Here is a 26,477-nt window from a genome sequence, read left to right as displayed (position 1 = left end):
GCCGGTCCGGTTTTTCGGATAACGGACGGCTGCCAGAAGAAACGGTTTCAAGTAGGGGGAAACATGGGTAAATACTATCCATACCCAATTAAAATGTATTCCCACTATAATGGAGGCGGTGAGTCTTATGACAGTCAAATATACGATCGACTGTGAAGGCAGCGAGATTCTGGTTCGTGAAGTTGACGGAGCAACTTATCAGCTTTGTATACGTGCTAGTACGAACCCGCTTGGCAATGGGAATGTTTTGGAAACGTATTCAGAATTCTACCGTGCGGTCCGTGCAGCCGATCATTTTTGTGAAACCTACGCCAAGGCGAAAGAAAACGGGTTTTACCTGCAGGAGACTTTCCTGGTAAAGCCGGATAAACATCCGATTCCGGTCAGCAAAATTCTGAACGAAGAGATGCAGAGTGAACAAGTGAATGCACTCTTTGCATAATGAAATAACGACAGTCCGGGGCAGAGTGATCTGCTTCCGGGCTGTTTTTTGTAGAAGAAAAAAGACTGCCCGAGCCTTTGGCCCGCCGAGCAGTCTTCGTTTTATTTATACATATCCACGTAGGATACGAGCTTCGCGATAAATTCCCCGATGATCGGCATGGATAGGAACTGGGAAACGATCCAGCCGAGCAGAGCGACAACAACCGTGGTACCGATCGTCAGCCCCAAGCCTCTGGCTAGGCCGGCCGTAAAATTCGTAATAATCCGTTTGCGCGGATTGAGATAATTTTCGAGCACATCTTTATACTCGGAGCGTTCCAGGATGGTGGCAAGGCGTTCCAGCGCCAATTCCTTCCGGCTCGGTTCCTGGGAAGGAATCGGTACCTCTCCAGGGACTCGGCGCTCACGGGTGGGAGAAGAATGTCTCATACGGAATGCACCTCTTTCGGTCAGTTTGAACGGCTCCTGGGGGCGGCTTTCGCCAAAACAGCCAGCTCTCCGCAGAGAAGCTGGCTGCCGATGCTCGGAACAATTTCAATGGGATGTTCCCGAAGCGGTTCAGTTCATCGGTTTGTTGGACGAGTCCATGCTGTTAAGCATCTGGTCCGTACGCTCTTCTTTCATTTCTTTCACATTATCGAGAGCGCGGTTGGTGGAGTCCGCTGCGCTGTTTACCAAATCCTTCGAACGGTCAACCAGATTGCTGGTCTGTTCGTTCACGCGGCTGGCAACATCCGCAACTTTCGTTTTGGCGTCGGATGCGAGTTCTTGACCTTTCGCCATCCATTCGGAATATTTGGCCGAGAGATCTTCTCTCATTTCACGGCCTGTTTTAGGGGCAAGAAGAAGGGCGGTGATCGCGCCTACACCTGCACCTACCAGAGTACCAAGCAATACGCCATTACCTTTGGATTCGTTAGACATGTGATCCATCTCCTTTACCTGAATATCAGTTTTTTAAAACACAGAATACATTTATAGAAATGTGAAGTGTTTCCGCGTGTTAAGCATTGGTGCGGTGAAAAGCACGGCTGGCAAGACCGATCAGGAAAACGAATAACGCTGCACCGATAATAGCCGGAATGACAGAGAAGCCGCCGATTTCGGGACCCCAGCTGCCGAGAAGCAATGAACCGAGCCACGCTCCGACAAAACCGGCCAGCATGGATCCCAGTATGCCTCCCGGCATATTGCTTCTGACGATCGCGTCGCCGATAATCCCGATGACTACGGCCATTATAATGGTAATAATGAAGCCTATCATGGTTCCACTCCCCTTTCTCTTGTTGATTCTGCCGTACTTTTTTCTACCCGGCAGGAAGCGAGATGAAACAAATGGAGGCTGCACGAATTCCTTATATCCGCTTATTCGAAGCTGCCCTGTTCCTTCATGACCGCCTGAATCGTCTCGATAAAGGCGTCTGCCGCCTTCGACAGGTAACGCCCCCGCCTGTGGGCGATCACGAGCGTCCGGGACGGATGATTCCGGAGCGGAAGGTGAATAGGGGACAGCTCGCTGCGCGTTCTTTTGGCGATCAGATAAGGAACGAAGGCGATGCCCATTCCGGCGGCGACAAGAGACTGAACCGTCTCCATGTTGGAACTCTCGAAGACGATATTCGGAGTGAAGCCGGCTTCCTGACACAGAGCGACGTTGATTTTGCGGAACCCCTGGCCTTTCTTGAGCGCGATGAACGCTTCGTTTTCGAGCTCGGAGATCGTGACAGGCTCCCCGTTTTCCATGTGACGCTTGGCAAGAGGGTGGCTTGGCGGAAAAGCGATGACGATTTCTTCTTCCAGCAGGTGGGAGTATACGAGCGAATCTTCCTGCAAGGGGAGGGAGAGCAGGGAGATGTCCGTCTGGCCGCTGGTCGTCAATTTCTCCAGATTGGCGGAAGTCTCCTCGACGAGAACGACCTCGATATCCGGGTAGGCGGACTGGAAGACGGGCAGCACATAGGGCATGATCGTAGAGCCGGTGATCGGCATGCTTCCGACAACGAGCTTGCCCTTTTTCATCTGGGAGATATCTTCCATCTCCTGCTTCAACTGCTCGAGCGAATCAAGAATGGCCTGGGCTTTATCTACAAAAATAGAACCGGCGTGAGTCAGCTCTACCGAGTTGGTGCTGCGCTGGAAAAGCAGAACGCCTATTTCGCGTTCGAGTTTGGACAACTGCTGGCTGAGCGAAGGCTGGGCGATATGAAGCTTTTCGGCCGCCCGCGAGAAATTGCGCTCCAGTGCGATTTGTACGGCGTATTGCAGTTGGCGAAGTTCCATATGAAGGCTCCTCTAATTATTGGTTTTACCTATGAAGGTTATAGTTATTATATCTTGGAACAATGAAGAAAGAAATGATAGCATAAGATTATCAATTAATTAACGGAATCTTTATCTGGGGTGAGCGACATGAGCAAAAAAACATTATTCGAAAAAATTTGGAACAACCACGTGATTTACCAGGAAGAAGGAAAACCGAGCATCTTGTATATCGATCTTCATCTTGTGCATGAGGTAACTTCTCCGCAGGCTTTTGAAGGACTCCGTCTCAGCGGGCGCCGGGTGCGCCGTCCGGAGCTGACTTTTGCCACGATGGACCACAACGTGCCTACGAAAGACCGTTTTAACATCAAAGATCCGATTTCCAAGCAACAGATCGACACGCTTTCGCAGAACTGCCGCGATTTTGGCGTTACCCTGTTCGACCTGAACCATGTGGATCAAGGCGTTGTCCACGTTATGGGGCCTGAACTCGGCTTGACTCATCCGGGCAAGACGATCGTTTGCGGCGACAGCCATACGTCCACGCACGGTGCTTTCGGCGCCCTGGCGTTCGGTATCGGCACAAGCGAAGTCGAGCACGTGATGGCTACCCAGACGCTGCAGCAGGCGAAGCCGAAGACGCTGGAAGTCCGCGTGAACGGCGCCCTGCCCGTAGGCGTGACCGCAAAGGATCTTATTCTGGGCATTATCGCCCAGTACGGAACGGACTTTGCGACAGGCTACGTCATCGAATACACGGGCGAAGCGATCCGCGGATTGTCCATGGAAGAGCGCATGACCGTCTGCAACATGTCGATCGAGGCCGGTGCGAGAGCGGGACTGATCGCGCCTGACGAGACGACGTTCGAATACCTGCGCGGCCGCCAGTATGTACCGCAGGACGCGGCTTTCGATCAATCGGTCGAAGCCTGGAAGCTGCTGACTACGGACGAAGGCGCATCCTACGACCTCGTCGTTGACTTCGACGCCGCGTCCCTCGTTCCGCAGGTTACCTGGGGCACGAGCCCGGGCATGGGCACGGGCGTAACGAGCAGTGTGCCTAACCCGCAGGAAATGACGACGGAGAACGAGCGTAAAGCGGCCGAGAAGGCGCTTGAATATATGGGCCTTGAGCCCGGAACACCGATGACGGAGCTTGCCGTCGACCGCGTATTCATCGGCTCCTGCACGAACGGCCGCATCGAGGATCTGCGTCGTGCGGCGGCCGTGGCGAGCGGCTACAAAGTCAATGCGAACGTCAACGCCATCGTCGTTCCCGGTTCGGGCCGCGTTAAGCTGCAGGCCGAGAAAGAAGGCCTCGATAAAATCTTTATCGAAGCGGGTTTCGAATGGCGCGATGCGGGCTGCAGCATGTGCCTCGCCATGAATCCGGACGTTCTCAGCCCGGGCGAGCGCTGCGCGTCCACATCGAACCGCAACTTCGAAGGCCGTCAGGGCCGCGGAGGCAGAACGCACCTTGTTTCTCCGGAGATGGCCGCGGCTGCGGCGATCGAAGGCCGCTTCACGGACGTGCGCGGCTGGACGTACAGAGTGCCGCAGGAAGCGTAACCAGAACGAGATAACAGGAAGCGAGGAAATCAATCATGGAAGCATTCAAACAACACACCGGACTCGTCGGACCGGTTGACCGTGTCAACGTAGATACAGACGCTATCATCCCTAAACAATTTTTGAAACGTATCGAGCGCACCGGCTTCGGACAATTTTTGTTCTTCGAGTGGAGATTCACCGAGGACGGTCAGGTGATCCCGACCTTTGACCTGAATAAGCCGCGTTATCAGGGAGCATCCGTGCTCATTTCGCGCGCTAACTTCGGCTGCGGATCTTCCCGTGAACACGCGCCATGGGCGATTCTCGATTACGGCTTCAAAGTCGTCATCGCGCCTTCTTACGCGGATATTTTCTACAACAACTGTTTCAAAAACGGCATTTTGCCGATCAAGCTGAGCGAAGAACAGGTGGAAGAATTGTTCCAGTGCACAGCGAAACACGAGGGTTACAAGCTCAATGTCGATTTGGAAAACAAGACGCTGACCGACGAGTACGGTCTGAAAATTGATTTCGATCTTGACGAGCACCGTCGCCAATTTCTTCTTCAAGGGCTTGACGATATCGGGCTGACGCTGCAGCACGTGGATAAAATTTCCGCTTACGAAGCACAGCATCAAGAACGCCTTGCACTGAATCTGTAAACGGCGTGTCCTCCTCTTTACCAATAGCCGTTCCCTTCCACAGGGAGCGGTTTTTCGCCGTTATCTTCTTTTCCAATATATCTCTTTAAATCTATCAAACAACCCCCAAAAAGCCGATATACAAGGTTATTAGGCGAAATAGTGCAACTTTTGGCATTAAACCTGCGTCTAACTCTATGTTCGGCGCCGTCGAATCTATGCTCTCGTTGTCCGACCGTAGCATAATTTGGTAGAATAGAGAAGAGGCGGGCAACTCGGTGAGAAGAGACGAACGCTGAAAAATAAGTGTAAGAGGTGTATGATGAAACTTTGGTCCACTGTCGCCACGCTGCTCATGATCGCTCTGCTCCTGCCCTCATTGGCTTTCGGTGCAACGTCCCCCCCAACCGCTAAAATCGTGCTGGACGGCAAGACGCTGACAACCGAAGTGGACCCGCTCAACGTGGATGGTAATGTGTTGGTTCCGATTCGGCAAATTTTCGAGAAACTCGGCGCCAAGGTGACCTGGGATCAGTCGAAGCAGACCGCGACTATTGTTCGTGACAGCATGAAGATCCAGCTTACGGTCGGGGACCGCAATCCGGTCGTCAACGGAAGCAGGGCTGAACAACTTGAGGTCGCCCCGATGAACGTGAAGGGCAATGTGCTCGTTCCCGTTAGGTTCGTCGGACAGAAAATCGGCTACGATTTCAAATGGGTACAAGCAACCAGCACAGTACAAATTTTCCCGAAGAGCGGACAAGGCTCCGGTGCGGGAACACCGCCCACAACGCCGACTCCGACACCGACGCCAACGCCGAATCCCGGTCAGGTATCGGATAAGGTGCTTGTGAAAACGATCGAACTGACCAAGGATCAGCTTCTGGTCGGAACGGACAAGAAGTCTCCCCAGGCGAACGTATTCAAGCTTACCTCGCCGGACCGGATCGTCATCGATCTGCCGGGTACGGAGCTTGACGCTTCGCTGGCCGCCAAACTCGTCAACAATGTCGGAGAAGCCCCTTCCCTGCATCCGATGGTGGAGAAGGTAAGGTTTTCGAATTTCGACAACGATCCGGCTACCGTAAGAATTACGCTTGACATGAAAGCGAAAGCGGATCTTACGATCAGCGCCGCAGCGGGACAAGCCAACCTGCTCGTTGGAGTTTTGAAAGCTCCGGAACCGGGTAAAACCAAATACAAAGTCGTTATTGACGCCGGTCACGGCGGAACCGATTCAGGCGCGGTTTCCCTGACCAATAAGAAAGAAAAGGATTTTGTACTGGCCGTAGCGAATAAAGTAGCGAAGCTGCTGGAGAAAGAACCGAACATCCAGACCTATATGACACGTTCGACGGACACTTTTGTCACACTGAAAGGCCGTTCCGAATTTGCCAATAACCTGGATGCCGACCTGTTCCTTTCAATCCACGGGAACAAGGCGACTCCGACAGCCGGCGGTACCGAAACCTTCTATTACGAGCGTGCGGACAGCAAAGCCTTCGCGAACGTCGTTCAGAAGCATTTGCTCGAAGCAACCGGGTTTAAAGACCGGGGTGTTAAGGAAGGCGACCTGCACGTCGTAAGAGAAACGAAGATGCCGGCAGCACTTGCCGAAGTCGGATTTTTGTCCAACGCGCAAGAGGAAGCCCTTATGTACACGTCCGCTTTCCAAGACAAAGTCGCGGCCTCTTTCGTAGCTGCCATCAAAGAGTATTTGAAGATTTCGTAATAAGCAAGGAGTGGGTGTAGCATGAAGAAAAAACTATGGGTACAGGGAATCGTGGTAGGCTCTCTGGTATTGGCGGTCGCTTCAGGCTGCGGCCAGAAGCAGCAGCCTCTGGCAAGCAATAACGGAGGTTCCACACCGGAGCCGGTTCAAACCGTCAGCCCTTCACCTGAACCGACTATTTCCGTAAAGCCGTCACCATCTCCTACACCGGAGGCTAAACAAACTGAGATTAAAGCTTATTACAGCGATCCGGATCTTACGAAGCTGGTAGAGAAGAACGTCAAAATTTCTTATAAAACCGAAGGGGACAAGTATAAATCGGCCCTGGAAGCTTTGAAGAAAAGCGACGATGCCCAAGCCGTACCGCTTTTTAAAGACGTGACGTTCCAGTCGGTTAAGTTCGAGAAGGACGAGCTCAAGCTCGACCTGAAAATGGGCGAATCCGCTCAGCTCGGCTCGGGCGGGGAACAGTTTTTCCTGGATGCCCTGAAGAAAACGGTATTCCAGTTCCCGGAAGTGAAAGCCATCTACATTACGAAGGACGGCGGACAGGTGGAATCCCTGATGGGCCATATGGATCTGCCTTACCCGATTAAACGCAAATAAAGAGAGAACGTGCAATCGAGAGGAGAACACGGGCAAGCATGAAAACGAATAAAACCGCAATGTTGCTGGCAGGCGCTTTGATCGCCTCCAGCATTTCTTTAAGTCCGGCTTATGCGGACAACAAGACGACCGATACTTCAACATCTACACAAGCTGCACTTGCAGCGGAGCTTAAAAAGAATTTTCCGGACGTGGTGAACACTCACTGGGCTCTGAGACATATTACTAAACTCGCGCTTGAAGGCATTGTTGAGGGTGACGAGAAAGGCAATTATCGTCCCGAAGCTTCCGTCTCCCAGCAAGATGTCATTATTATGGCCGTCCGCACACTGGGACTAGAATCGAGCATCAGCGAGAATACGTCTTACAATCTCCCGCTGAAAGTGGATACATACGCCCAGAAATATGTAGCGGCCGCCATTGAGAAGAAGCTGATTTCCGTGGACGAAGAAAAAGACGGCTCGAAAAACTGGGGCAGCAAGCCGGCTTCCCGCGAATGGGTGGCGAAGTTGACGATCCGGGCGATCGGACAGCAGGAAACGGCTAACGGTCTTACGGACGACACACCGGCGTTTACTGATCTGAAGAGTATTTCGAGCTGGGCTAAGCCTTACATCAGCGCGGCTACCGTGCTGGGAATCGTGGACGGCTTTGAAGACGGAACTTTCCGTCCGAAGGGAGAAGTCACCCGCGCTCAGATGGCCACGTTCCTTAGCCGGGCTGAGCGTCACAGCAAGAACTTGTCGACCCGCGTCGTTCGCGGTTACGTGAATCATGTAAGCGCGGATAAGATCAGCATCTTCGACGAGAAGGGGAAAACCACTTCTTACAAATTGACGCCGGAATCCGTTTTCTACGGAAACAAGAACGACAATCCGATCCAGCCATCGGAGCTCGCTTACACGTATCAGGTTTCCCTTGTTCAACAGGGCGGAACGGTTTATTATGCCGAGATTCTCAAAGACGAAGACCGCTCCGAGAAGATTAAGGGTACATTGCTGAACGTGAAGGACCGCAAGCTTACGCTGGATAACTTCGAAGCGTACGAAATCGGCAGCGGTGCTTTGGTGCTGGATGCCAAAGGCCAGGAAATCAGCCTGTCTTCGCTCGTCGTGGGCAGCAAGCTGGAACTCCGCCGCAACTCCATCACGGGAAGCAAGGAATACGGCCAAGTCGTCGTCCGCGAAGTGCCCGTGAACAAAACGTCCGACGGTACGGTTCAAAGCGTGAACGGAGACACCGTAGCGGTCGTGGACTTGACGAGCGGACAATCGGAGTCGTACACATTGGCCAAAAATCCGACGATCGTAGATGCCGATAGCCGCCTCGTGGACAAAACCGCGATCAAAGCGGGGGACGCCATCTCCTACACGATCGAGAACAGCCAAATCACGCAGGTCAAAATCAAAACAAGAACCGGCGTCAGCAAAACGGTTAAAGGTAACTTCTCCAGCCTTAGCAGCGATAAAACGGGTATCTTCTACAAGGAAACGGACGGCAGTTTCGGCGCCGGCAAACTATCCGCTAACGTTCAAGTTGTTATCGACGGCGTAGGTTCCCCGAGTTTGTATGACCTGGATGAGAATGACGAGCTGTCGATGGACATCGCGAATGACCAGATCGTGAAAATCACCGTGACGAACCGTTCGATTTCCAATCTTTTGTTCGCTACGTTTATCCGTTTCGATTCGAAATACAATCAACTGAACGTTCAGCATGCGGACGGGACGCCGGGTGCGTATACGATTTCGGATAATACGGTCGTAACGTATGGCGGTACGTCGATGTCGTTTAAAAACTATCCGGGCTTCGCTTCTCTCTTCACGGAGGGCAAGAAAGTCGACCTGAAAGTATCGAAGAACAAGGTGACGGCGATTCAGCTTTCCCTTGACGTCAGCGGTACGATCACGCAAATCAACACGGTAGCCAACGAAATGTCGATCCGTGCGAACAACGGACAGTCGTTTACATTCAAAATGTACTCGCCGGCCGTAGAAATTCCGAACAAAAGCGGCGCAACACTCGCCGATCTTAAAATCGGGGACCTGGTAACGGCATCCCTCGATTACAATCAGGCAGGCTTAACGAAAGTAGTCGTCGACCGTTCTACGCTTGTAAAGGTTCAGTATGTAAACAGCTCCCAGCAGGTTACGGCCGTAGACGAGCTTAACAACGGCGTGACGTTTACCCTGAAAGACACTAAGATTGTCAAAAGCGACGGTACGTCGGCGACAGCCACGGATATTTTGCCGGACGATTACCTGTATGTGACCTATAAAGGCGGAAGCGTCGTGAAAGCGGAGATCGTAAGTCCGTCCCGCGGAAAAGTGACGAATGTGGATTCCGTCAACGGTACGCTGACCATCCAGGAGCCTACGGGCAAAATCCAGCTTTACACCATCGGCACGGATGCGGTGGTTAAGAACGGTACAACTCTGATCGGCCTGAATGCGGTAAAAGCCGGAGATCGCGTCCAAGTGATTAAGCAGTCGAACGGAAAAATCAACGTCCAGCTTGCCGCTGCCATGACCAAGACATTCAGCAGCTACGAGTACGCGGTGAACCAAATCCAGTTCGAAGCGGGCGGTTCTATCGAGCGCTACAACATCCACCGCAGCGCCTACTATCATAAAGGCACCGAAACCCTCACCGCTTCCTCTTTCAACAAAGGAGAGACGGTAACGGTTTACATCGTGGATAACAAAATCATCGAAATGGAAAAGTAAGGATTGCCTGACCGTCCTCTCACGAGGGCGGTTTTTTGTTTGTCCGAATTTTTTTGAAAAATGTTCGCATTTGTTTGCATCCTTCCATTGCAACCTGACAAACATTCCGCTACACTTGTAAAAGGAAAACGGGGAATTGAAGAAGAGGTACTCATGAATCAGAAGGTAAGGCACATTTTGGACACGATTGGTGAAATGTTTCCAGACGCTCACTGTGAATTGAACCATTCGAATCCGTTCGAGTTAACCATTGCGGTGCTTCTTTCCGCCCAGTGTACAGATGAAACCGTGAATAAAGTCACCCAGACGCTGTTTCAAAAATATAAGACGCCGGAAGATTATTTAGCCGTCCCTCTGGAGGAGCTTGAGCAGGACATCCGTCGCATCGGTTTGTACCGCAACAAGGCGAAGAACATTCAGAAGCTGTGTCAACTCATTCTTGAACGCTACGACGGCCAAATTCCGACCACGCACGAACAACTGGTGGAACTGCCCGGTGTAGGCCGTAAAACGGCTAACGTAGTCGTCTCCAATGCTTTCGGAGTCCCCGCAATCGCCGTCGATACTCACGTGGAGCGGGTTTCGAAGCGCCTTGGGCTCGCGGGCAAAGACGATTCCGTACTCGAAGTCGAGAAGAAATTGATGCGAAAAGTGCCTCGCGAGGAATGGACCTTGACGCATCACCGGCTTATTTTTTTCGGAAGGTACCACTGCAAGGCGCAGTCGCCGAAATGCGATATTTGCCCGCTGCTTGATATCTGTCCGGAAGGAAAAAAACGTATGAAAATCAAGAAAGTAAGCAAAACTAGTTAAAAAGAATGTGTAGTGAGGGATGAGTAGAAATGAAATGCATAGCTGTTTACACGAAAGATTTTGAACTTTTTTCCGATTTGTACGAGACAATCATGAACACACCGCTCTCCGAAAATGAAGAAAAAGAAATTCAAGGCGTTATCGTCAGCGAATCCGGCGAAGTGCCTGAGAACTATCTCGAAAAAATGAGAACAAAACCGGAAGTGGTTGTCATGAAAGTGAAAGAAGGCGACATTACCATCCTTCAACACGGCGACGTTTTTGAAATCTTCCTTCCGGAAGAAAAAGAAAGCGCAGTGGTTTCCTAAACCCGCGCTGCTCCGCACCAACCGGGCTTCCAAGCAGGTTACCCGTCTGTCCGCGCAGGGACACGCCGATATTTCGGCGTTGTTTCCGTGCGCGACGGACGGGTTTTTGCGTATAAACAGAAATTGACTTCCGGAACACCCGGGATTACACTTAAACCGATATCAATCGGCATGGGAGATTAGAAGGAGATTAGAAACTCAATGAATGGACTTATGGAGCAACGAAAGGACGAGGTTCTCCGCGCATTTGACCGTCTTCGGGAAGAAATGAAGGGGGCCGGCGACGGCGCGCGGGTGCGCAAACTGATTCAACTGGAAGACAAGCTCGGCGGCGAGAAGACCGTCCTTGCGTTCTGTGGACATTTCTCGGCGGGCAAATCCACTTTGATCAACACCTTATGCGGGCACCGGCTTCTGCCCTCCAGCCCGATTCCGACGAGTGCGAACATCGTTAGCATTGAGAGCGGGGAAGAAGGGGCGGAAGTCGTTCAGAGGAGCGAAGGCGAGGAAGAAGCCAGGAAACGGCGGATTCCGCTGAGCGAACTCGACGCTTACTGCGTCAACGGAACGGATATCGAGGAAGTTCGTATTTCATATCCGCTGCCTTTTCTCGGGGAGCACGCCGTGCTTTTGGATACTCCAGGAATCGATTCCACGGACGGGGCTCATCACATGGCTACGGAGTCGGCGCTGCATCTGGCCGATGCGGTTTTCTATGTCATGGACTATAACCATGTTCAATCGGAAGTAAACCTGGCCTTCACGAAACAGATGAAGGAGCGCGGCAAGCCGCTTTATCTGATCGTGAACCAAATCGATAAACACCGGGAAGAGGAGCTTTCTTTCGATACATACAAAGAAAGCGCACTGGAAGCATTCCGCAGCTGGGGCATTTACCCGGACGGGATGTTCTTCGTGACGATGAAGCAGCCGGACCATCCCCGCAACGAGTCGGGCAAGCTCAAATGGCTGCTGTCGCGATTGATCGGGATGCAGGAGGAGCTTCGCGAAGCGAGCGTGGACGCGGCGGCGGATCATCTGATCGGCGAGCACATCGAATGGCTGAGGGAACAAAGCGAACCACAGAAAGCGGTTCTGCGCGAGCGTGTGGACGAAGAGGAGTCGGCCGGAGTACTGGCCGAGTTCCAGGAGCTGACACGCCGCCTGAACGAAGCGCAGTCGCTGCCCGGCCACCTGACGGACTCGCTGAGGAAAGAGATTGCGGCGATCATCGACAATGCGAATGTAACGCCCGCGCTTACCCGTGACAAAGCGCATGAATATTTACTCAGCCGGAAGCCGGGTTTCAAGGTCGGCTTCTTCGGAGCGGCCGCAAAGACGGCCGCGGAGGTGGAGCGGCGTCTGGACGTATTCCGCGAGGATTACGCCGAGCAGGTTCACGCCCAGATGGACTGGCATCTGAGGGACGCTCTTCGCAGAGCGTACAGCGGCATCGGCATGACCGACGAGAAACTGCTGGCCGATATCGACGCGTTCAGCGTGGAAGTCACTTCTTCGTGGCTCGCTTCGCAGGTCAACACGGAAGCCGTGTTTGGGAACGAATACACGATGACGTATATGCGCCAGACGGCCGCGGAGCTGAAAACGGCCGCGCGCCGCTCGGCGCTCGCGATGATCGACCGGCTTGCCGGCCTTGCCGGCAGCTGCTCGGTCCGGCTCGATTCCGAGCTGGCGCCCGATCTGCGGCAGCTGGAAGAGCGGCTCGGCGCACTGCGCGAGCTGAAGCGCTTCGAGCGCGAGGAAGCGGCCCGCGAGGAGGCGCTGCGCGCGCTGGCTTCCTGGCCGCACGCGAAGGCGTTCGAGCTGCCGGATCTTGCCGCTTACCGCGGCGAAGAGGCCGCGGTAAGCGGCGTGCTGCACACGTCCGAGATGGAGACGATCCTGCGCGCGGCTCATACCGCGCCGGGGGATCGTGACAGCCTCGCGGACGGGGAAGACGGCGCAGCCGCTGCGCCGCAGAACGCTCCGGCTGCCGGAGCATCCGCAGCCCCGGCCGGCGGTAACGCCGCCTCCGGCGCCGCGGCGGTGGCCGCGGATGGGCTGCAGCTCGGCGGCGCGAAGCGCGCGGAGCGCCGCGCGCAGGATCTCGCGGCGGCGGCGGATCTCCTCGGCGATATGCCGTCGATGAGATCGATTGTGCGCTCGCTGCGCGAGAAAGCCGAACGTCTGCGGCATAAGACCTTCACCGTCGCCTTGTTCGGCGCTTTCAGTGCCGGCAAGTCGTCCTTCACCAACGCGCTGATCGGCAAGCGCGTACTGCCTGTGTCGCCGAATCCGACGACGGCGGCGATTAACAAAATCGTGCCGCCTACGGCCGATTGGCCGCATGGAACGGCGAAGGTGCAGATGAAGACGGCGGAAGTGATGCTCCAGGACGTGCTGTTCTCCTTGGATGTGCTGGGCGTCCGGGCATCCGCTATGGAAGAGGCACTGGCCGCTATCCGCGGGCTTACGCCGGAAAGCGTGACGGCCAAGGGCAAGCCGCACTTTACGTTCCTCAAGGCGGTTGCCAAAGGCTGGCCGGATGCCGCCCCGCTTCTCGGAACGCAGCAGAGAGTCGGAGAGGATGCATTCGCCGGCTATGTGGCGGAAGAATCCAAGTCGTGCTTCGTCGAGTACATCGAGCTGCATTATTCCACGCCGCTTACGGAGCAGGGAATTGTATTCGTGGACACGCCGGGAGCGGATTCGATCAATGCTCGCCACACGGGCGTCGCTTTCGACTATATCAAGAACGCGGACGCAATATTGTTCGTGACCTACTATAACCATGCCTTTTCTCAGGCGGACCGTGAGTTCTTGCTTCAGCTCGGAAGGGTTAAAGACAGTTTTGAACTGGATAAAATGTTCTTTCTCGTTAATGCCGCTGATTTGGCCGCAAGCGAGGAAGAGCTGCAGGGCGTTGTCCGTCACATTGAAACGAACCTGCTTCAGCACGGAATCCGTCATCCGAGGATTTATCCGGTGTCGAGCCATCTGGCCGCCGAAGGGAAGCTGTCCCGGGATAACAACAAGCTGGAGGCTTCCGGCATAGTTCCGTTCGAACAGGACTTTATCCGCTTCACGCTGGAGGAGCTGACGGATATTTCGCTGCGCTCCGCCGACCAGGAGCTTGAACGGGCGCTGCATGTTCTCCAGGAGCGTATCGATGGAGCGCAGCAGGGGGAAGAGGCGCGCAAAGCGCGTTTGCAGGCGCTGGAGCGTGCGGAGGAAGCGGCCGTCCGTCTCCTGAAGGATATGGACCCTGCGCCTGTGCAGCGCGAACTGGCCAAGGAAATCCAAGAGCTGCTCTATTACGTGAAGCAGCGGACGATGTACCGGTTCGGCGAGCTGTACAACGCCTCTTTCAACCCGGCTTCCTTCCGAGAAGGGGGCGGGGACCCCAAAGCCGCCCTGCGCGAAAGCTGGCGCGACCTCCTTCGGATGATCGAATTCGATCTTCAGCAGGAAGTGCTGGCGACCAGTCTGCGGATCGAGCAGTTTCTGAACAAGCTTGCGAAAGGGACTTACGAATCGTGGGGAACCGGACTCCGCAAACTGCTGGAAAGCTACGAATTCGAAGCGTACGAATCCGTTTCTTTCGACACGCCGGATAACAAGCTGCCTCTGGAAGCTCCCGATGTAACGGACAAAACGCTTGCCGTTCATTTTAAGAACGCCAAGCATTTCTTCGAGGGCGAAGGAAAAAGCAAGCTGAGGGCGGAGCTCGAGGGCAGACTGAACGATCCGGTGGCACTGTTCGTAGAAAACGCCGTGACGATGCTGAAGGTATTGTATGCGGGACATCTGTCCGATACGTTCGCGGCGCTGGAAGAAAGACATCTTGAGAGCTACCGGGAGCATCTGGAAGGCATGAGAGACGCGCTCCAAATGCGGACGGACGTTGGCGTGCTGGCTTCGAAGCGCGACGAGCTCGCCAAATGGATTCCGTCGCGGAGCGGAGAAGCTTCAGCGGGGCATTAACAGGAAGCGGGATAGCCCGGCGCATTTGGCTGTTTTAACTTGCGGCAGCGCGTGGTTAAAGGACTCCTGCCTCAGTACCGCTCTGCTCTTTCAGGGGATGGTGGAGGCCGGTTTGCCAGGTCCCGATACGGCCTAGCGTTACGGGGCCAACGACTGCGACGGCTGTTCTGTCCTTCTCCGGGCAGAATTTCCCCGGCCCCGCTGTATCGCAAGAAGGCAAACCAGCCTTGAGGCAGGCGAGGCGTCTTGGCGGTCAGAGCCACTGCCGTCTTCGGTCGGCCTTGGGCATATCATACAATTCTTAAAAGAAACAGACCTTCACCGGATTTCGGGTGAAGGTCTTTCTTTTTTGACAGCAAAAGGGAGAAGCAGCGGCACGTATTTAAAGACGGATTAAAGAAAAATGCGGGTTTAGTTAGGTTTGTTATGATACCGCTTTCATTCATGGGAAATTTGATGATTTACAAGGATAGCAACTCTCAGGTGTCTAATTCGTGAACAAATGAAAGGTTAAGGGGAATTCAGCCTCTTTCCACTCGTTGCCCCCCTCCCGGGATGGTGTTAAGATTCATTAAGGTTTGCTAGGTAATGCCTTGCTCAAAATTCGGTGAACTTGGCCCATGTCCAGGAGGATACTATGGAAGTCTTTAAGGGGCTCAAACGATTTTATTGGCCCGAACGGAAGCTGCTTTTCGCTTCTATCTTTTGCTTGATCTGCACGACGGCCCTGGGGCTTGTGTACCCGAACTTGCTGCGTTATCTCATTGATGACGTTATCGCGGTGAAGCGCTACGATCAGGTCCCGCTGCTGGCCCTATTCGTAGTAGGGGTGATTGCGGTGAAAGCGCTGTTCCAGTTTCTGCACGGGTTCAGCGGGGGACGGCTCGGCAATCGGGTCGCGTATAACATGCGGGAAGCGATGTACGAGAAGCTCCAGTACTTGTCTTTCCAGTACTACGACAAAGCCCGAACCGGGGACCTGATGTCCCGTTTGACGGCCGATCTTGAAGCGATCCGGAACTTTATCGGCTTCGGTTTCGCGCAAATTTTGAACGTGTTTCTGATGGTTATTTTCGGAATGGTCATGATGTTCTCGATCAGCTGGAAACTGACGCTTCTGACGATGCTGACGATGCCTTTTCTGGCTTTTGCGGCCATCCGTTTTGAAGGAAAAATCCATCCGGCCTTCCGTTCGCTCCGGGCTTCCATGAGCAATATGACGACGGCAGTGCAGGAAAATATCACAGGGGTGCGGACGGTGAAATCTTTTGCCCGCGAACCTTACGAAGTCGAGAAATTTACGCTCCGCAACGAGGAATACCGGGCGAACAACGTCATTACCTCGGAGATCTGGTCCAAGTATTTCCCGGTGATGGAGCTGATCGCGAACTTGAGCGCCGTTATTCTGCTCGGTGTAGGCGGTTATATGGTGATCCTCGGATCGCTGTCCGTGGGAGAACTCGTCGCTTTTTTCAGCCTCGTCTGGTATATCATCGGACCTATGTGGGGGATCGGATTTCACATTAATAACTATACGCAATCCAAAGCGTCGGGTGAGAAAATTCTCGAAATTCTCCATCAGTACGTTCATGTGAAGGACGGGGAGCATGCGGTCGAACTGAATCCCGCTACCGTAAAAGGGCATGTTTGCTTCGAACGAGTAACTTTCGCTTATCCGGATGCGGAGGCCGCTATCCATGATCTCAGTCTGAACGCGCCACCGGGGACCGTCATCGGGTTTCTGGGCGGAACGGGGTCCGGGAAATCGACGATTATTTCCCTGCTTATGCGGGCATACAACGTGAAAACCGGACAGATCACACTGGACGGAATGGATATTAAAGACATCCGGCTGGAAAGTCTTCGAAGCCAGATCGCGACGGTTTTCCAGGAAACGTTCCTGTTCTCCTCGACGATCAAGGGCAACATCGCGTACGGACGCAAAGACGTTACGATGGACGAGATTATCCGCGCCGCCAAGCTTGTGAAAGCGCATGATTTTATTATGGAGATGCCCCTTGGCTACGACACGGTCGTGGGTGAGCGGGGAATGGGCCTCTCGGGCGGACAAAAACAGAGAATCGCCATCGCTCGCGCTCTGATTAAAGATCCTAAAATTCTTATTCTGGACGATGCGACCAGTGCGGTCGATATGGAGACGGAACAGGAAATCCAGGCGGGATTTAAGGAAGTGATGCGGGGCAGAACGACGTTTATTATCGCTCACCGTATTTCTTCACTCAAACACGCCGACGAAATTATCGTGCTGGATAAAGGGCGCGTCGTACAAAGAGGGACTCATTCGGAGCTGATCCGCCGGGAAGGCCCTTATCTGGAAACGTACCGTATCCAATATTCGGATCATCCCGATGTCGCGGGAGCGGCGGATGCGCAGCAAAGGAGGGCGGCAGTCCATGAGTAACCGGCAGCGTCAGTCCGAAGAGAAAGTCAACGGCAAAGGAGCCGGGAGCGGCGAACGGTTCGTCTACCAGGACGACGAGATGCTTGAGAAATCGTTTGACTGGGGGCAGTTTAAACGGCTTGCGGTTTATATGAAGCCTTACAGCAAGCAGATTATTCCGATCGTCATCGTCATGATGATCGTCGGAGCGATAACGAAACTGTCGATCCCGCTTATCATCAGTACGACGATTGATTCGTCGCTGCACGTCGGCGGGGACGCTAAATTTTTATTCGGCATGGTCGCTTTAATGCTCGCGGTGTATATCATCCAGTGGCTGTCGAATAAATACCGCATCAAGTATACGAGTGTAATCGGCCAGCGCGTAATTTACGACCTCCGGCACGATTTGTTCCGGCACATTCAGCGGCTGTCTTTCGAATTTTTCGATAAGCGGCCGGCGGGCTCGGTGCTTGTGCGTGTAACGAACTACGTGAACTCCCTTCAGGATTTGTTCACGAACGGTGTAGTCAACATGATGATCGACTGTGTCCAGCTTGTCGGGATCGTGATTATTCTGCTGACGATCAACTTCAAACTGGGAGCCGCGATAATCATTACGGTTCCGCTGATGTTTATCGTTTCGTCCCAGCTTCGCAAACGGGTCAGACGCTCGTGGCAGACGGTTAATATTAAGCAGTCCCGCCTGAACGCCCACCTCAACGAGTGCATTCAGGGAATCCGGGTCACGCAGGCATATACGCAGGAGAAGGAAAATATCCGGTTCTTCGAACAGATGAACGAGGACAACAAACAGGCGTGGAACCGGGCTTCCAAGCTGAACCAGAGCTTCGGGCCGATCATTGAGATCACGGGTGCGATCGGGTATTTTATCCTGTTCTGGTACGGAGCGAGCCTGATCCAGTCCGGTGAGATCACAGTGGGTCTTCTCGTCGCCTTCGCAAGCTATATCGGGAACTTCTGGGAGCCGATCAACCGCATGGTGCAGATGTATTCCCAGCTTCTTGTGGCCATGGCTTCGGCCGAGCGCATCTTCGAATTTATGGATGAGCAGCCGACCGTCGGCGAGAAAGAAAACGCTGCCGAACTTCCGCCGATCCGGGGGCAGGTCAGCTTCGAGAATATCGTATTCGAATATGAAAAAGGCCGTACCGCCCTGAACCATATCAATGTGGACGTTCAGCCGGGGCAGAGCATCGCGCTTGTCGGTCATACGGGTTCGGGCAAGAGCACGATCATTAACCTGCTCTGCCGCTTCTATGATCCGACGGAAGGCAGCGTGCGTATTGACGGGAAGGATATACGCGATGTTAAGCTGCAAAGTCTGCGGTCCCAGATAGGGATCGTCCTGCAGGATACGTTCATTTTCTCGGGAACGATCCGCGACAATATCCGGTTCGGGCGTCTCGATGCGACCGATGAAGAGGTCGAAGCGGCCGCCAAAGCGGTTCATGCGCACGACTTCATCGTGAAGCTGCCCTTCGGCTACGATACGGAGGTCCAGGAACGGGGGAACGCGCTCTCGATGGGGCAGCGGCAGCTGATATCGTTCGCCCGGGCACTGCTCGCGGACCCTGCTATCCTCATTCTGGACGAAGCAACCGCAAGCATCGACACCGAGACGGAGCTGCGTATCCAAGAAGCGTTAAAAACGCTCTTAAAAGGCCGAACTTCCTTCATGGTTGCCCACCGGCTGTCTACGATCCGCGGTGCGGATAAGATTATCGTTCTCGATCACGGGCGAATTATGGAAACCGGCGATCACGACGAGCTGATGAAACATCAGGGCATTTATTACGGGCTGATTCAGGCTCAATATAAATTTTTGCAGGATGCGATTTGAATCAAGGGAACTCCTTCGGGAGTTCTTTTTGTTTGAGGGTAAAAATGGGGGCAATCCCGCTGAAAGCTGCCGGAGGGAAAGAATGTTAACCGTTCGCTCTCGACAGAAAGGGGCAAGTCGTGATAGGGTAATTAATTGGATGGAACACGAGTGAAGGAGGATTTGTTTGAACAGCCAGATAACTACAAAAACGAGTAAACTGAAAATTTTTGAAATGGACATCGTGCGTGCCGTCGCCATTATGGCCGTCGTACTCATCCACTCGACAACCGAAGCGGCTGTATATCCTTGGGAAGGGCAGGTCGTTCCGGACGAGGGAAGTTTGTCCCAGATCATTTTGTTCACCCTTAACCGGGCCTGCCAATTTGCGGTACCTGTCTTCATTCTGATCAGCGGACTTGTCCTGTTCTACCGGTATTCGGGAAGCTGGAGCGTGAAGACGGCCGTCCAATTTTACAAACGCCGGTTATGGAGCGTTGTCGTTCCTTATCTGATCTGGTCTCTTTTTTATTATATATACAATCCGTGGATTTCCGGACAGCCTGTAGAGCTTGACGCGAGGGAGTTTCTGGGGGACATTCAGTGGGCGGATACGGGGTATCATCTTTATTTTATGATCATTATCCTACAGTTTTATGTGGTTTTTCCGGTACTGATGTTCCTGGCCAAGTATAAATGGTTCCGTGTTTCGATGGTTCCGCTCGGTATTCTGATCCAGCTCGGCTTCTATTCCTACAACCACTGGGTAGAGCGCATCGATCATTACCCTTCGCTGGCGCCGACCTACTTCAGTTTCTTCCTGACGGGCGGGTTTATAGGCCTGTATTACGATTTCTTCCGTCAAAAAATGAAGAGCGTCGTATCGTGGGCCCTGCTCGTTATGCTGGTGTCCGGCGGCACGTACGTGGAGATGTTCCTGCTTAACCGGTACGATAACCGGATGTTCGAGAACACCTGGTATGTGATCGCCATGCTGTTCTATGCGACTACTGTATCGGTAGTCCTGCTCGGAGTCGGCAAATGGCTGCTGGATAAACTGCCGGGCGCCGCGAAATGGCTGCTGCCGCTCGGTTCCTATTCGTTCGGCATTTATTTGATGCACCCGCTGATTTTAACGGCTTTTAAGCTGAAAATTCCGGCGCCGGGCGGTATGGCGGCTTACAATGTATATGTGCTGCTAAGTTTCCTTAGCGCTTTACTCGGCTCGCTGCTGGCCGCCGTTCTATACCGCAAAGCGGCGCGCGCATTAAAGCCGGGCAAAAGCAAACCTGCCTCGCCCGGCAACGTTCCGATGAACGGCTAGGTTCCGTAAAGAAAATCACGTCCAAACGGGCGTGATTTTCTTTATTCGGCGCGGGCGAGACGCGTTTACTCCAGGGTAAGGTACATCACAAAAGCATAGGGGGCTTTTGAGGCTTCCTCCTCCGGCAATTTTCCGGAAGTAAACGTGACGGCATTGGCGTTCGAAGCCGCAAATCCCCAGACAGCGGTCGGGGTAGAATCGGGAATCGTAATTTTCTCCTGGAGCTTTAACAGATGGGACTGGGTAAAGGGCTTGCGGTTCACGGGTACGGTAAAGCTTGAAGTCGTAGAACCTCCCGAGTCCTTAAGGCTGATCGTGACGGTATAGGAGTTCAGGATGCTCTCATCTTTATCGTCTGTAACCTCACGGACCGAAATGATGAACTCTCCGTTGTAGTCCTTTGGCACAGTCGCGTCCCCATTCATCATAGGCAGCGAATGCTTAGAGACCGCGGACTCGGATGCTTTTCCGTTTTCCCATACCTTGTAGGAAACACTCAAAACCTTTTTGTCGCCTTTGTAGCGCAAAAATACGCTGCCCGCATAGCTGCCGAGGAAAGGGCTGAATTTGGCAGCATCCCCTGCGAATAGATCGGCCGGCTCCACTATCAATTGTTCCGGGCCTGCCGCAGAAGGGAGCGGGGAAGGGCTTACGGACGGAGGCGAAACCGCCGGAGCGGAGCAGCCGCCTGCCAGCAAAGCCAGCATCAACAAACCCGTCAATCGGTTCCGGACTTTTACGAGACGCATAAATGGGTTCTTCCTTTACTAGTAGAGATAAAAAACGAAATAAACCTTTATCAAATTACCATATATTTCAAAACATTACCAGGGGTAGTTCATTAGGGATCGAAATATCCTTTGAAATTAGAGAACGTGTGTTCTATAATGGAGGAATCATGCCAGTGCGCAGCTTTGTCCCCTCCGCTCTTCCATTTGCAAATAGACGGACGAACGGATACTCTTTTAAGTAGGAACGGACAAGACGAGGGGGCCTCTATACCTATGAAATCGCGAACGTTATGGTTTGTTGTCGGCACAACCGGCCTGATTTCCACGCTGCTGTTTGCCGGAGGCTTCGGCTATGCGGTCAAGGATGTCCTGTCTCCGGGTTCCGGCGGGGAACAGTTGACGGCAGCTCCGAAAGAAACGGCGCCCGTTAACGAACTGGACCGGAAAAATAAAATTCAGCTCGTATCCCTGGGCGATTCGCTTACGGCGGGCACCGGAGACGGTACGGGAAAAGGATATGTGGGACGATTCCGGGAAAAGCTGGAGGAACAGACAGGCAAACCCGTTTATGTGCTGAATAATCTGGCTATTCCCGGCGCCACGACCGATGCGCTGCTTAAGGAATGGGACGGCAAGAAGACGACAGATGCGCTGAAGCAGGCGGATCTTATTTTGCTTACGATAGGCGGCAACGATATCTTCCAGGGTGGAAGCGACATTTTCACGAACAATGACCAGGGCTTCAATCCGGAAGCGGCAGCCAAACGCGTCGAGCCTACTCTTGCCAATCTCGACAAGATCCTGACGAATATCAACAAGGCGAATCCGGATGCGAAGGTGTTGTACGTGGGGCTGTATCATCCTTTTTTGGATCTCGATCCGAAGAAAGCCGGTTCGCTGATCGTGCAGAAGTTTAACGACGGGGCTTTCGCGCTTACGAACAAGTTTCCGAATGCCGTTTTCGTGCCCACGTACGATTTGTTCGAACAAAATTTGAACAAATATTTGTTTACGGATCATTTTCATCCGAATCAGGACGGGTATGAGCGGATAGCAAGCCGGATGGCGCAAATTTTGAAATGACAGGGGGAGTGAACTGTGGCCGGTGACCGTGAACGGGTGCTGTCTGTGCGGGATGTCCGAAAAAGCATCCGCGGCAAGGAAATTATCAAGGGCATTTCATTCGACGTGTATGGCGGTGAAATTTTCGGATTTCTGGGGCCCAACGGCTCCGGCAAAACGACGACGATCCGGATGCTCGTGGATCTCATTAAGCCGTCTTCGGGAGTAGTGACGATCTGCGGCTTCGATGTCCAAAAGCAGCACAACGAAGCGATGCAGTACGTGGGCTGTATCGTTGAGAATCCTGAACTTTACGGCTATTTGACGGGTTGGGAGAACCTAGAGCACTTTGCGCGGATGCTCCCCGATACCGGCGAGGAGAGAATCAGGGAAGTCGTCGAGCTGGTAGGAATGGATGCGCGCATCCACGATAAGGTGAAAACCTACTCGCTCGGCATGCGCCAGCGTCTTGGGATCGCCCAGGCGCTTCTGGCAAGGCCCAAGCTGCTCATTCTGGACGAGCCGACCAACGGCTTGGACCCGCAAGGGATCAAGGAAATGCGGATTTTTATCCGCAAACTTGCTAAAGGCGGGCTGAGCCTGTTCGTATCCAGCCACCTGCTCAGCGAAATTCAGCAGCTCTGCGACCGAGTCGCCATTATCAGCAAAGGGCAGGTGATTGCGGTCGGGGAAGTGGACGAGCTGATCGTGCAGTCCGGCAGTACGGTTCTCTGGTCCGTGGACCCGGCTGACGAGGCGGAAGCTTGGCTGGGCAGGCAGCAGGGAGTCACGGTGCTCGGACGGCGTGAAGAGCTGTCGGAAGAAGACGAGCCTGCCGTATTATCTTCGCTTCATGCGGGGGAAAGGGCGGGAACGATTGTCACGCAGTTGAGCGAAGAGCGGATTCCGGAAATAAATCGCGGGCTGGTGGACGCAGGAATCCGGATCTACGCTATCGAAATGAAACATCCGACACTGGAGGATCTGTTCCTGAGTCTGACGGAGGGTGAGAAAATTGGGTAACTTGGCGGCGCTAGTCCAGAACGAAAGCATCAAAATGGTTAAAAAACGGCGTTTTCTCGTGGTCATCCTGATCCTGCTTGCTCTCATTCCCATGTTTACTTATGCACAGATGCGTGTCTCCCAGAATACAATCAAGCAATTCGGTACAACGGATTGGAGAGCTTCGGAACGCCAGAAAATCGTGGATTACCAGCGGAGTCTCAGCTCCGCCCGCGTTCCGGAGGAATGGAAAGAGTTCAGGCGGGCACAAATAAAAATATCCCAGTATTATCTGGATCATGATATTAATCCGCAATCTCCCAACGGTGTCACTTTCACCAGAGAATTTCTGAATAACTCCATCTCGCTGTTCATTCCGCTCATCATTATGGTCATCGCGGCGGATATCATTTCATCCGAGCATTCGGGCGGCACCATCAAATTGTTGTTGACAAGACCCGTAAAGCGATGGAAAATCCTAATGAGCAAGTTGATCACGCTGATCCTCTTCGTTTCGCTCGTCGTTTTGTCAACCGCCGCGCTCAGTTATCTCATATCCGGGCTCGTTTTCGGGTACGGGGGATGGAACATGCCGGTGTTTGTCGGCTTCAAGACGAGCGGAGGAGACGTGGATCTTAGCGGGGTCCATGCCATCGACCAGTGGAAATACCTGCTGATGGAAACCGGACTTGTCTGGTTTGTCGGCATAGTGGTCGCCATTCTTTCCCTGATGTTATCCGTGCTCATCCGTTCAACGGCGGCCGGAATGGGAATCATGCTGGCCGTGCTTATTTCCGGCACGATTCTGACCAATATGGTATCCTCTTGGGAAGCGGCCAAGTATTTGTTTATGGTGAATCTGAAGCTGACCGATTACATGACGGGCGCCCTGCCTCCGATTAAAGGCATGAGCCTCGGGTTTTCGCTGGCCGTTCTGTCGGTCTGGGCTGTGATCTCACTTTTTGTTTCGTTTGGGGTATTTACCCGTAAAGATATTTTAAATTAACGTATGAACCCGTTCGGGAATGGAAAAAGGAAAGAAGGAGGCGCTTCGATGACCGAGCAGCTAGAGATGATGACGAATCAACCGAACCAGTCGGCGGAATACGATGCCGATGCGATTCAGGTACTGGAGGGGCTGACGGCTGTCCGCAAAAGGCCGGGCATGTACATCGGCAGCACAAGTACTTCGGGACTGCATCATCTGGTTTGGGAAATCGTCGATAATGCGGTCGATGAACACCTCGCGAAGCATGGTTCCAAAATTGAGGTGACGCTCCATAAAGACGGATCCGTCACCGTACAGGATAACGGCCGGGGCATCCCGACCGGCATGCACAAGACCGGCATACCGACGCCGCAGGTTGTATTTACGATTCTTCATGCCGGAGGAAAATTCGGCGGCGGCGGATACAAGAAATCCGGCGGCCTTCACGGCGTCGGCGCATCGGTGACGAACGCTTTGTCCGAATGGCTGGAAGTTACGATCTTTCGAGACGGCAAGATACATAAACAGCGTTTCGAATACTGGATCGATGAGAAGGGCGTGGAGCATGTAGGGGAACCGAGAACCGGACTAGAGGTGACGGGGACCACGAACAAAACAGGTACGCGCGTTACCTTCAAGCCGGACCGCCGCGTTTTCCAGAACGGCATTGCGATCAGCTACGATACCCTCGCCGAACGGCTTCAGGAAATCGCTTTTCTGAACTCCGGGCTGGAGGTCATTTTGAAAGACGAGCGCACGGATCAGGTCGAAACGTTCAAGTACGACGGCGGAGCGAGCGAATTCGTCAAGTTCCTCAACGAGGGCAAATCGGTCATGCACGACGTGATCCACTTCGCATCCGAGAAGGACGACATCGAGGTGGAAGTCGCGCTCCAGTATAACGACGGCTACACGGAAACGATCGCTTCGTTCGTGAATTCGATTCCGACACGCGGCGGCGGGACCCATGAAACGGGTTTTAAAATCGCCTATACGCGGGCGATGAACGAATATGCCCGCAAAACCGCTATTTTGAAGGAAAAAGAAAAAAATCTCGATGGAACGGATCTGCGCGAAGGCATGATGGCGGTAATCAACATCAAGATGAGCGAGGTCGAATTCGTCGGCCAGACGAAAGACCAGCTCGGCAGCGCATCGGCGAGAAGCGCCGTAGACGCTATCGTGTCGGAGAAAATGGCTATATTCCTGGAGGAAAACCCGCAAATCGCCCAAAGCATGCTGAAAAAAGCGATCCAGTCGGCCAAGGCCCGTGAAGCGGCCCGCAAAGCCCGCGAGGAAGTGCGCAGCGGCAAGAAAGGCCGCAGCGAAAGCTCCAATCTCGGAGGCAAGCTGACGCCTGCGCAGTCGAAAGATTACGCCCGCAACGAGCTGTTCATCGTAGAAGGCGATTCCGCGGGAGGCTCCGCGAAGCAGGGCCGCGATTCGAAGCATCAGGCGATCCTGCCTCTGAAAGGGAAGCCGCTCAACCCGGAGAAAGCGAAGCTCGCCGATATTCTCAAAAACGACGAATACAGGGCGATCATTGCCACTATCGGCGCGGGTGTCGGCTCCGAATTTGCCATCGAGGAGAGCAACTACGGCAAAATCATTATCATGACCGATGCCGACACGGACGGCGCCCATATCCAGGTGCTGCTGCTGACGTTTTTCTACCGGTACATGAAGCCCTTGATCGATAACGGCAAAGTCTATATCGCGCAGCCGCCGCTTTTTAAAGTGACCAAGAAGGCAGGCAAAAACAGCGCGGTACATTACGCTTGGACCGAAGATCAGCTGCAGGCGCTCCATAAGGAGCTGGGCAAAGGCGTCGAACTACAGCGTTATAAAGGACTGGGAGAGATGAACCCGAACCAGTTATGGGAAACGACGATGGACCCGGGAAGCCGCACTCTGCTGCAGGTGCAGATCGAGGACGCGGCCAAGGCGGAGCGCCGGGTATCGACGCTGATGGGCGACAAAGTCGATCCGCGCAAACGTTGGATTATCGAAAATGTAGACTTTACCGAATCCCAAGAGTGACTGAACGTCTAGAGGTGAA

Annotated in this window: 21 protein-coding genes; 16 read left to right on the top strand and 5 right to left on the bottom strand. The window is 53.5% G+C overall.

What is annotated here, in order from left to right; all coding sequences use genetic code 11:
* Positions 1-127: 127 nt before the first annotated feature.
* Complete coding sequence (locus tag PCH01S_RS08355; RefSeq protein WP_042228353.1) at positions 128-442, top strand: hypothetical protein; 315 nt, start codon at positions 128-130, stop codon at positions 440-442.
* 101 nt (positions 443-543) lie between these two features.
* Here PCH01S_RS08355 and PCH01S_RS08350 read toward each other — a convergent pair whose 3' ends face one another.
* From PCH01S_RS08350 to PCH01S_RS08335, 4 genes are all read right to left on the bottom strand, one after another.
* Positions 544-873 (bottom strand): DUF5665 domain-containing protein, encoded by a 330-nt coding sequence (locus PCH01S_RS08350; protein ID WP_042228351.1) that lies wholly within the window; start codon positions 871-873, stop codon positions 544-546.
* 129 nt (positions 874-1,002) lie between these two features.
* Positions 1,003-1,368, bottom strand: a complete 366-nt coding sequence (locus tag PCH01S_RS08345) for a YtxH domain-containing protein (RefSeq protein ID WP_042228349.1) — start codon at positions 1,366-1,368, stop codon at positions 1,003-1,005.
* Between the two features lie 79 nt (positions 1,369-1,447).
* Positions 1,448-1,708 (bottom strand): GlsB/YeaQ/YmgE family stress response membrane protein, encoded by a 261-nt coding sequence (locus tag PCH01S_RS08340; protein WP_009675502.1) that lies wholly within the window; start codon positions 1,706-1,708, stop codon positions 1,448-1,450.
* A 101-nt stretch (positions 1,709-1,809) separates the two neighbouring features.
* Positions 1,810-2,724: a LysR family transcriptional regulator gene (locus PCH01S_RS08335; protein WP_042228348.1), complete on the bottom strand. Its 915-nt coding sequence runs from the start codon at positions 2,722-2,724 to the stop codon at positions 1,810-1,812.
* Positions 2,725-2,853: 129 nt separating this feature from the next.
* Between PCH01S_RS08335 and leuC the strand changes: the two genes are divergently transcribed.
* The 11 genes from leuC (at position 2,854) to PCH01S_RS08280 (ending at position 20,635) form a co-directional block, all read left to right on the top strand.
* Positions 2,854-4,275 (top strand): 3-isopropylmalate dehydratase large subunit, encoded by a 1,422-nt coding sequence (gene leuC, locus PCH01S_RS08330; RefSeq protein WP_042228346.1) that lies wholly within the window; start codon positions 2,854-2,856, stop codon positions 4,273-4,275.
* A 35-nt stretch (positions 4,276-4,310) separates the two neighbouring features.
* Positions 4,311-4,919 carry a 3-isopropylmalate dehydratase small subunit gene (gene leuD, locus PCH01S_RS08325; RefSeq protein WP_042228344.1) on the top strand — a complete coding sequence of 203 codons (609 nt, stop codon included), beginning with the start codon at positions 4,311-4,313 and terminating at the stop codon, positions 4,917-4,919.
* 301 nt (positions 4,920-5,220) lie between these two features.
* Complete coding sequence (locus tag PCH01S_RS08320; RefSeq protein WP_042228342.1) at positions 5,221-6,630, top strand: N-acetylmuramoyl-L-alanine amidase family protein; 1,410 nt, start codon at positions 5,221-5,223, stop codon at positions 6,628-6,630.
* A 21-nt stretch (positions 6,631-6,651) separates the two neighbouring features.
* Positions 6,652-7,236 carry a GerMN domain-containing protein gene (locus PCH01S_RS08315; protein WP_042228340.1) on the top strand — a complete coding sequence of 195 codons (585 nt, stop codon included), beginning with the start codon at positions 6,652-6,654 and terminating at the stop codon, positions 7,234-7,236.
* Positions 7,237-7,274: 38 nt separating this feature from the next.
* Complete coding sequence (locus tag PCH01S_RS08310) at positions 7,275-9,962, top strand: S-layer homology domain-containing protein (protein WP_042228338.1); 2,688 nt, start codon at positions 7,275-7,277, stop codon at positions 9,960-9,962.
* 153 nt (positions 9,963-10,115) lie between these two features.
* On the top strand, positions 10,116-10,775 hold the full coding sequence (gene nth / locus PCH01S_RS08305) for an endonuclease III (protein WP_042228337.1): 660 nt from the start codon (positions 10,116-10,118) through the stop codon (positions 10,773-10,775).
* A 29-nt stretch (positions 10,776-10,804) separates the two neighbouring features.
* On the top strand, positions 10,805-11,083 hold the full coding sequence (locus PCH01S_RS08300) for a hypothetical protein (RefSeq protein ID WP_009675599.1): 279 nt from the start codon (positions 10,805-10,807) through the stop codon (positions 11,081-11,083).
* 201 nt (positions 11,084-11,284) lie between these two features.
* Entirely contained in the window at positions 11,285-15,067 is a 3,783-nt protein-coding gene (locus PCH01S_RS08295) for a dynamin family protein (RefSeq protein ID WP_042228336.1), read from the top strand.
* 637 nt (positions 15,068-15,704) lie between these two features.
* The gene (locus PCH01S_RS08290) at positions 15,705-17,489 is read left to right on the top strand and encodes an ABC transporter ATP-binding protein (protein ID WP_042228334.1); all 1,785 of its coding nucleotides are present in this window, start codon (positions 15,705-15,707) and stop codon (positions 17,487-17,489) included.
* Positions 17,482-19,332 (top strand): ABC transporter ATP-binding protein, encoded by a 1,851-nt coding sequence (locus PCH01S_RS08285; RefSeq protein WP_042228333.1) that lies wholly within the window; start codon positions 17,482-17,484, stop codon positions 19,330-19,332. Before PCH01S_RS08290 ends, PCH01S_RS08285 begins: the two co-directional genes overlap by 8 nt.
* 166 nt (positions 19,333-19,498) lie before the next feature.
* Complete coding sequence (locus PCH01S_RS08280) at positions 19,499-20,635, top strand: acyltransferase (protein ID WP_042228332.1); 1,137 nt, start codon at positions 19,499-19,501, stop codon at positions 20,633-20,635.
* A 65-nt stretch (positions 20,636-20,700) separates the two neighbouring features.
* Here the strand turns inward: PCH01S_RS08280 and PCH01S_RS08275 are convergent, their stop codons facing one another.
* Positions 20,701-21,384, bottom strand: a complete 684-nt coding sequence (locus PCH01S_RS08275) for a hypothetical protein (protein ID WP_042228330.1) — start codon at positions 21,382-21,384, stop codon at positions 20,701-20,703.
* Between the two features lie 255 nt (positions 21,385-21,639).
* On the opposite strand from PCH01S_RS08275, the gene PCH01S_RS08270 reads away from it, so the two are divergent.
* The 4 genes from PCH01S_RS08270 to parE are packed head-to-tail and all read left to right on the top strand — an operon-like array spanning position 21,640 to position 26,458.
* Positions 21,640-22,449 (top strand): GDSL-type esterase/lipase family protein, encoded by an 810-nt coding sequence (locus PCH01S_RS08270; protein WP_042228328.1) that lies wholly within the window; start codon positions 21,640-21,642, stop codon positions 22,447-22,449.
* Positions 22,450-22,464: 15 nt separating this feature from the next.
* Complete coding sequence (locus tag PCH01S_RS08265; RefSeq protein WP_042228324.1) at positions 22,465-23,451, top strand: ABC transporter ATP-binding protein; 987 nt, start codon at positions 22,465-22,467, stop codon at positions 23,449-23,451.
* The gene (locus PCH01S_RS08260; RefSeq protein ID WP_009675515.1) at positions 23,444-24,436 is read left to right on the top strand and encodes an ABC transporter permease; all 993 of its coding nucleotides are present in this window, start codon (positions 23,444-23,446) and stop codon (positions 24,434-24,436) included. Before PCH01S_RS08265 ends, PCH01S_RS08260 begins: the two co-directional genes overlap by 8 nt.
* A 48-nt stretch (positions 24,437-24,484) precedes the next feature.
* Positions 24,485-26,458 carry a DNA topoisomerase IV subunit B gene (parE, locus tag PCH01S_RS08255; protein ID WP_042228322.1) on the top strand — a complete coding sequence of 658 codons (1,974 nt, stop codon included), beginning with the start codon at positions 24,485-24,487 and terminating at the stop codon, positions 26,456-26,458.
* Positions 26,459-26,477 lie beyond the last annotated feature (19 nt).

The organism is Paenibacillus chitinolyticus NBRC 15660 (assembly GCF_000739915.1).
Classification (GTDB): domain Bacteria; phylum Bacillota; class Bacilli; order Paenibacillales; family NBRC-103111; genus Paenibacillus_F; species Paenibacillus_F chitinolyticus.
Note: the sequence above shows the minus strand (reverse complement) of the source record. Positions and strands in the feature narration are given on the sequence as shown.

Bases quoted from the DNA above. Each gene is read 5' to 3' on its own strand.
- PCH01S_RS08355 (WP_042228353.1), top strand. From the start codon at position 128: ATGACAGTCAAATATACGATCGACTGTGAAGGCAGCGAGATTCTGGTT.
- PCH01S_RS08350 (WP_042228351.1), bottom strand. From the start codon at position 873: ATGAGACATTCTTCTCCCACCCGTGAGCGCCGAGTCCCTGGAGAGGTA.
- PCH01S_RS08345 (WP_042228349.1), bottom strand. From the start codon at position 1,368: ATGTCTAACGAATCCAAAGGTAATGGCGTATTGCTTGGTACTCTGGTA.
- PCH01S_RS08340 (WP_009675502.1), bottom strand. From the start codon at position 1,708: ATGATAGGCTTCATTATTACCATTATAATGGCCGTAGTCATCGGGATT.
- PCH01S_RS08335 (WP_042228348.1), bottom strand. From the start codon at position 2,724: ATGGAACTTCGCCAACTGCAATACGCCGTACAAATCGCACTGGAGCGC.
- leuC (WP_042228346.1), top strand. From the start codon at position 2,854: ATGAGCAAAAAAACATTATTCGAAAAAATTTGGAACAACCACGTGATT.
- leuD (WP_042228344.1), top strand. From the start codon at position 4,311: ATGGAAGCATTCAAACAACACACCGGACTCGTCGGACCGGTTGACCGT.
- PCH01S_RS08320 (WP_042228342.1), top strand. From the start codon at position 5,221: ATGAAACTTTGGTCCACTGTCGCCACGCTGCTCATGATCGCTCTGCTC.
- PCH01S_RS08315 (WP_042228340.1), top strand. From the start codon at position 6,652: ATGAAGAAAAAACTATGGGTACAGGGAATCGTGGTAGGCTCTCTGGTA.
- PCH01S_RS08310 (WP_042228338.1), top strand. From the start codon at position 7,275: ATGAAAACGAATAAAACCGCAATGTTGCTGGCAGGCGCTTTGATCGCC.
- nth (WP_042228337.1), top strand. From the start codon at position 10,116: ATGAATCAGAAGGTAAGGCACATTTTGGACACGATTGGTGAAATGTTT.
- PCH01S_RS08300 (WP_009675599.1), top strand. From the start codon at position 10,805: ATGAAATGCATAGCTGTTTACACGAAAGATTTTGAACTTTTTTCCGAT.
- PCH01S_RS08295 (WP_042228336.1), top strand. From the start codon at position 11,285: ATGAATGGACTTATGGAGCAACGAAAGGACGAGGTTCTCCGCGCATTT.
- PCH01S_RS08290 (WP_042228334.1), top strand. From the start codon at position 15,705: ATGGAAGTCTTTAAGGGGCTCAAACGATTTTATTGGCCCGAACGGAAG.
- PCH01S_RS08285 (WP_042228333.1), top strand. From the start codon at position 17,482: ATGAGTAACCGGCAGCGTCAGTCCGAAGAGAAAGTCAACGGCAAAGGA.
- PCH01S_RS08275 (WP_042228330.1), bottom strand. From the start codon at position 21,384: ATGCGTCTCGTAAAAGTCCGGAACCGATTGACGGGTTTGTTGATGCTG.
- PCH01S_RS08270 (WP_042228328.1), top strand. From the start codon at position 21,640: ATGAAATCGCGAACGTTATGGTTTGTTGTCGGCACAACCGGCCTGATT.
- parE (WP_042228322.1), top strand. From the start codon at position 24,485: ATGACCGAGCAGCTAGAGATGATGACGAATCAACCGAACCAGTCGGCG.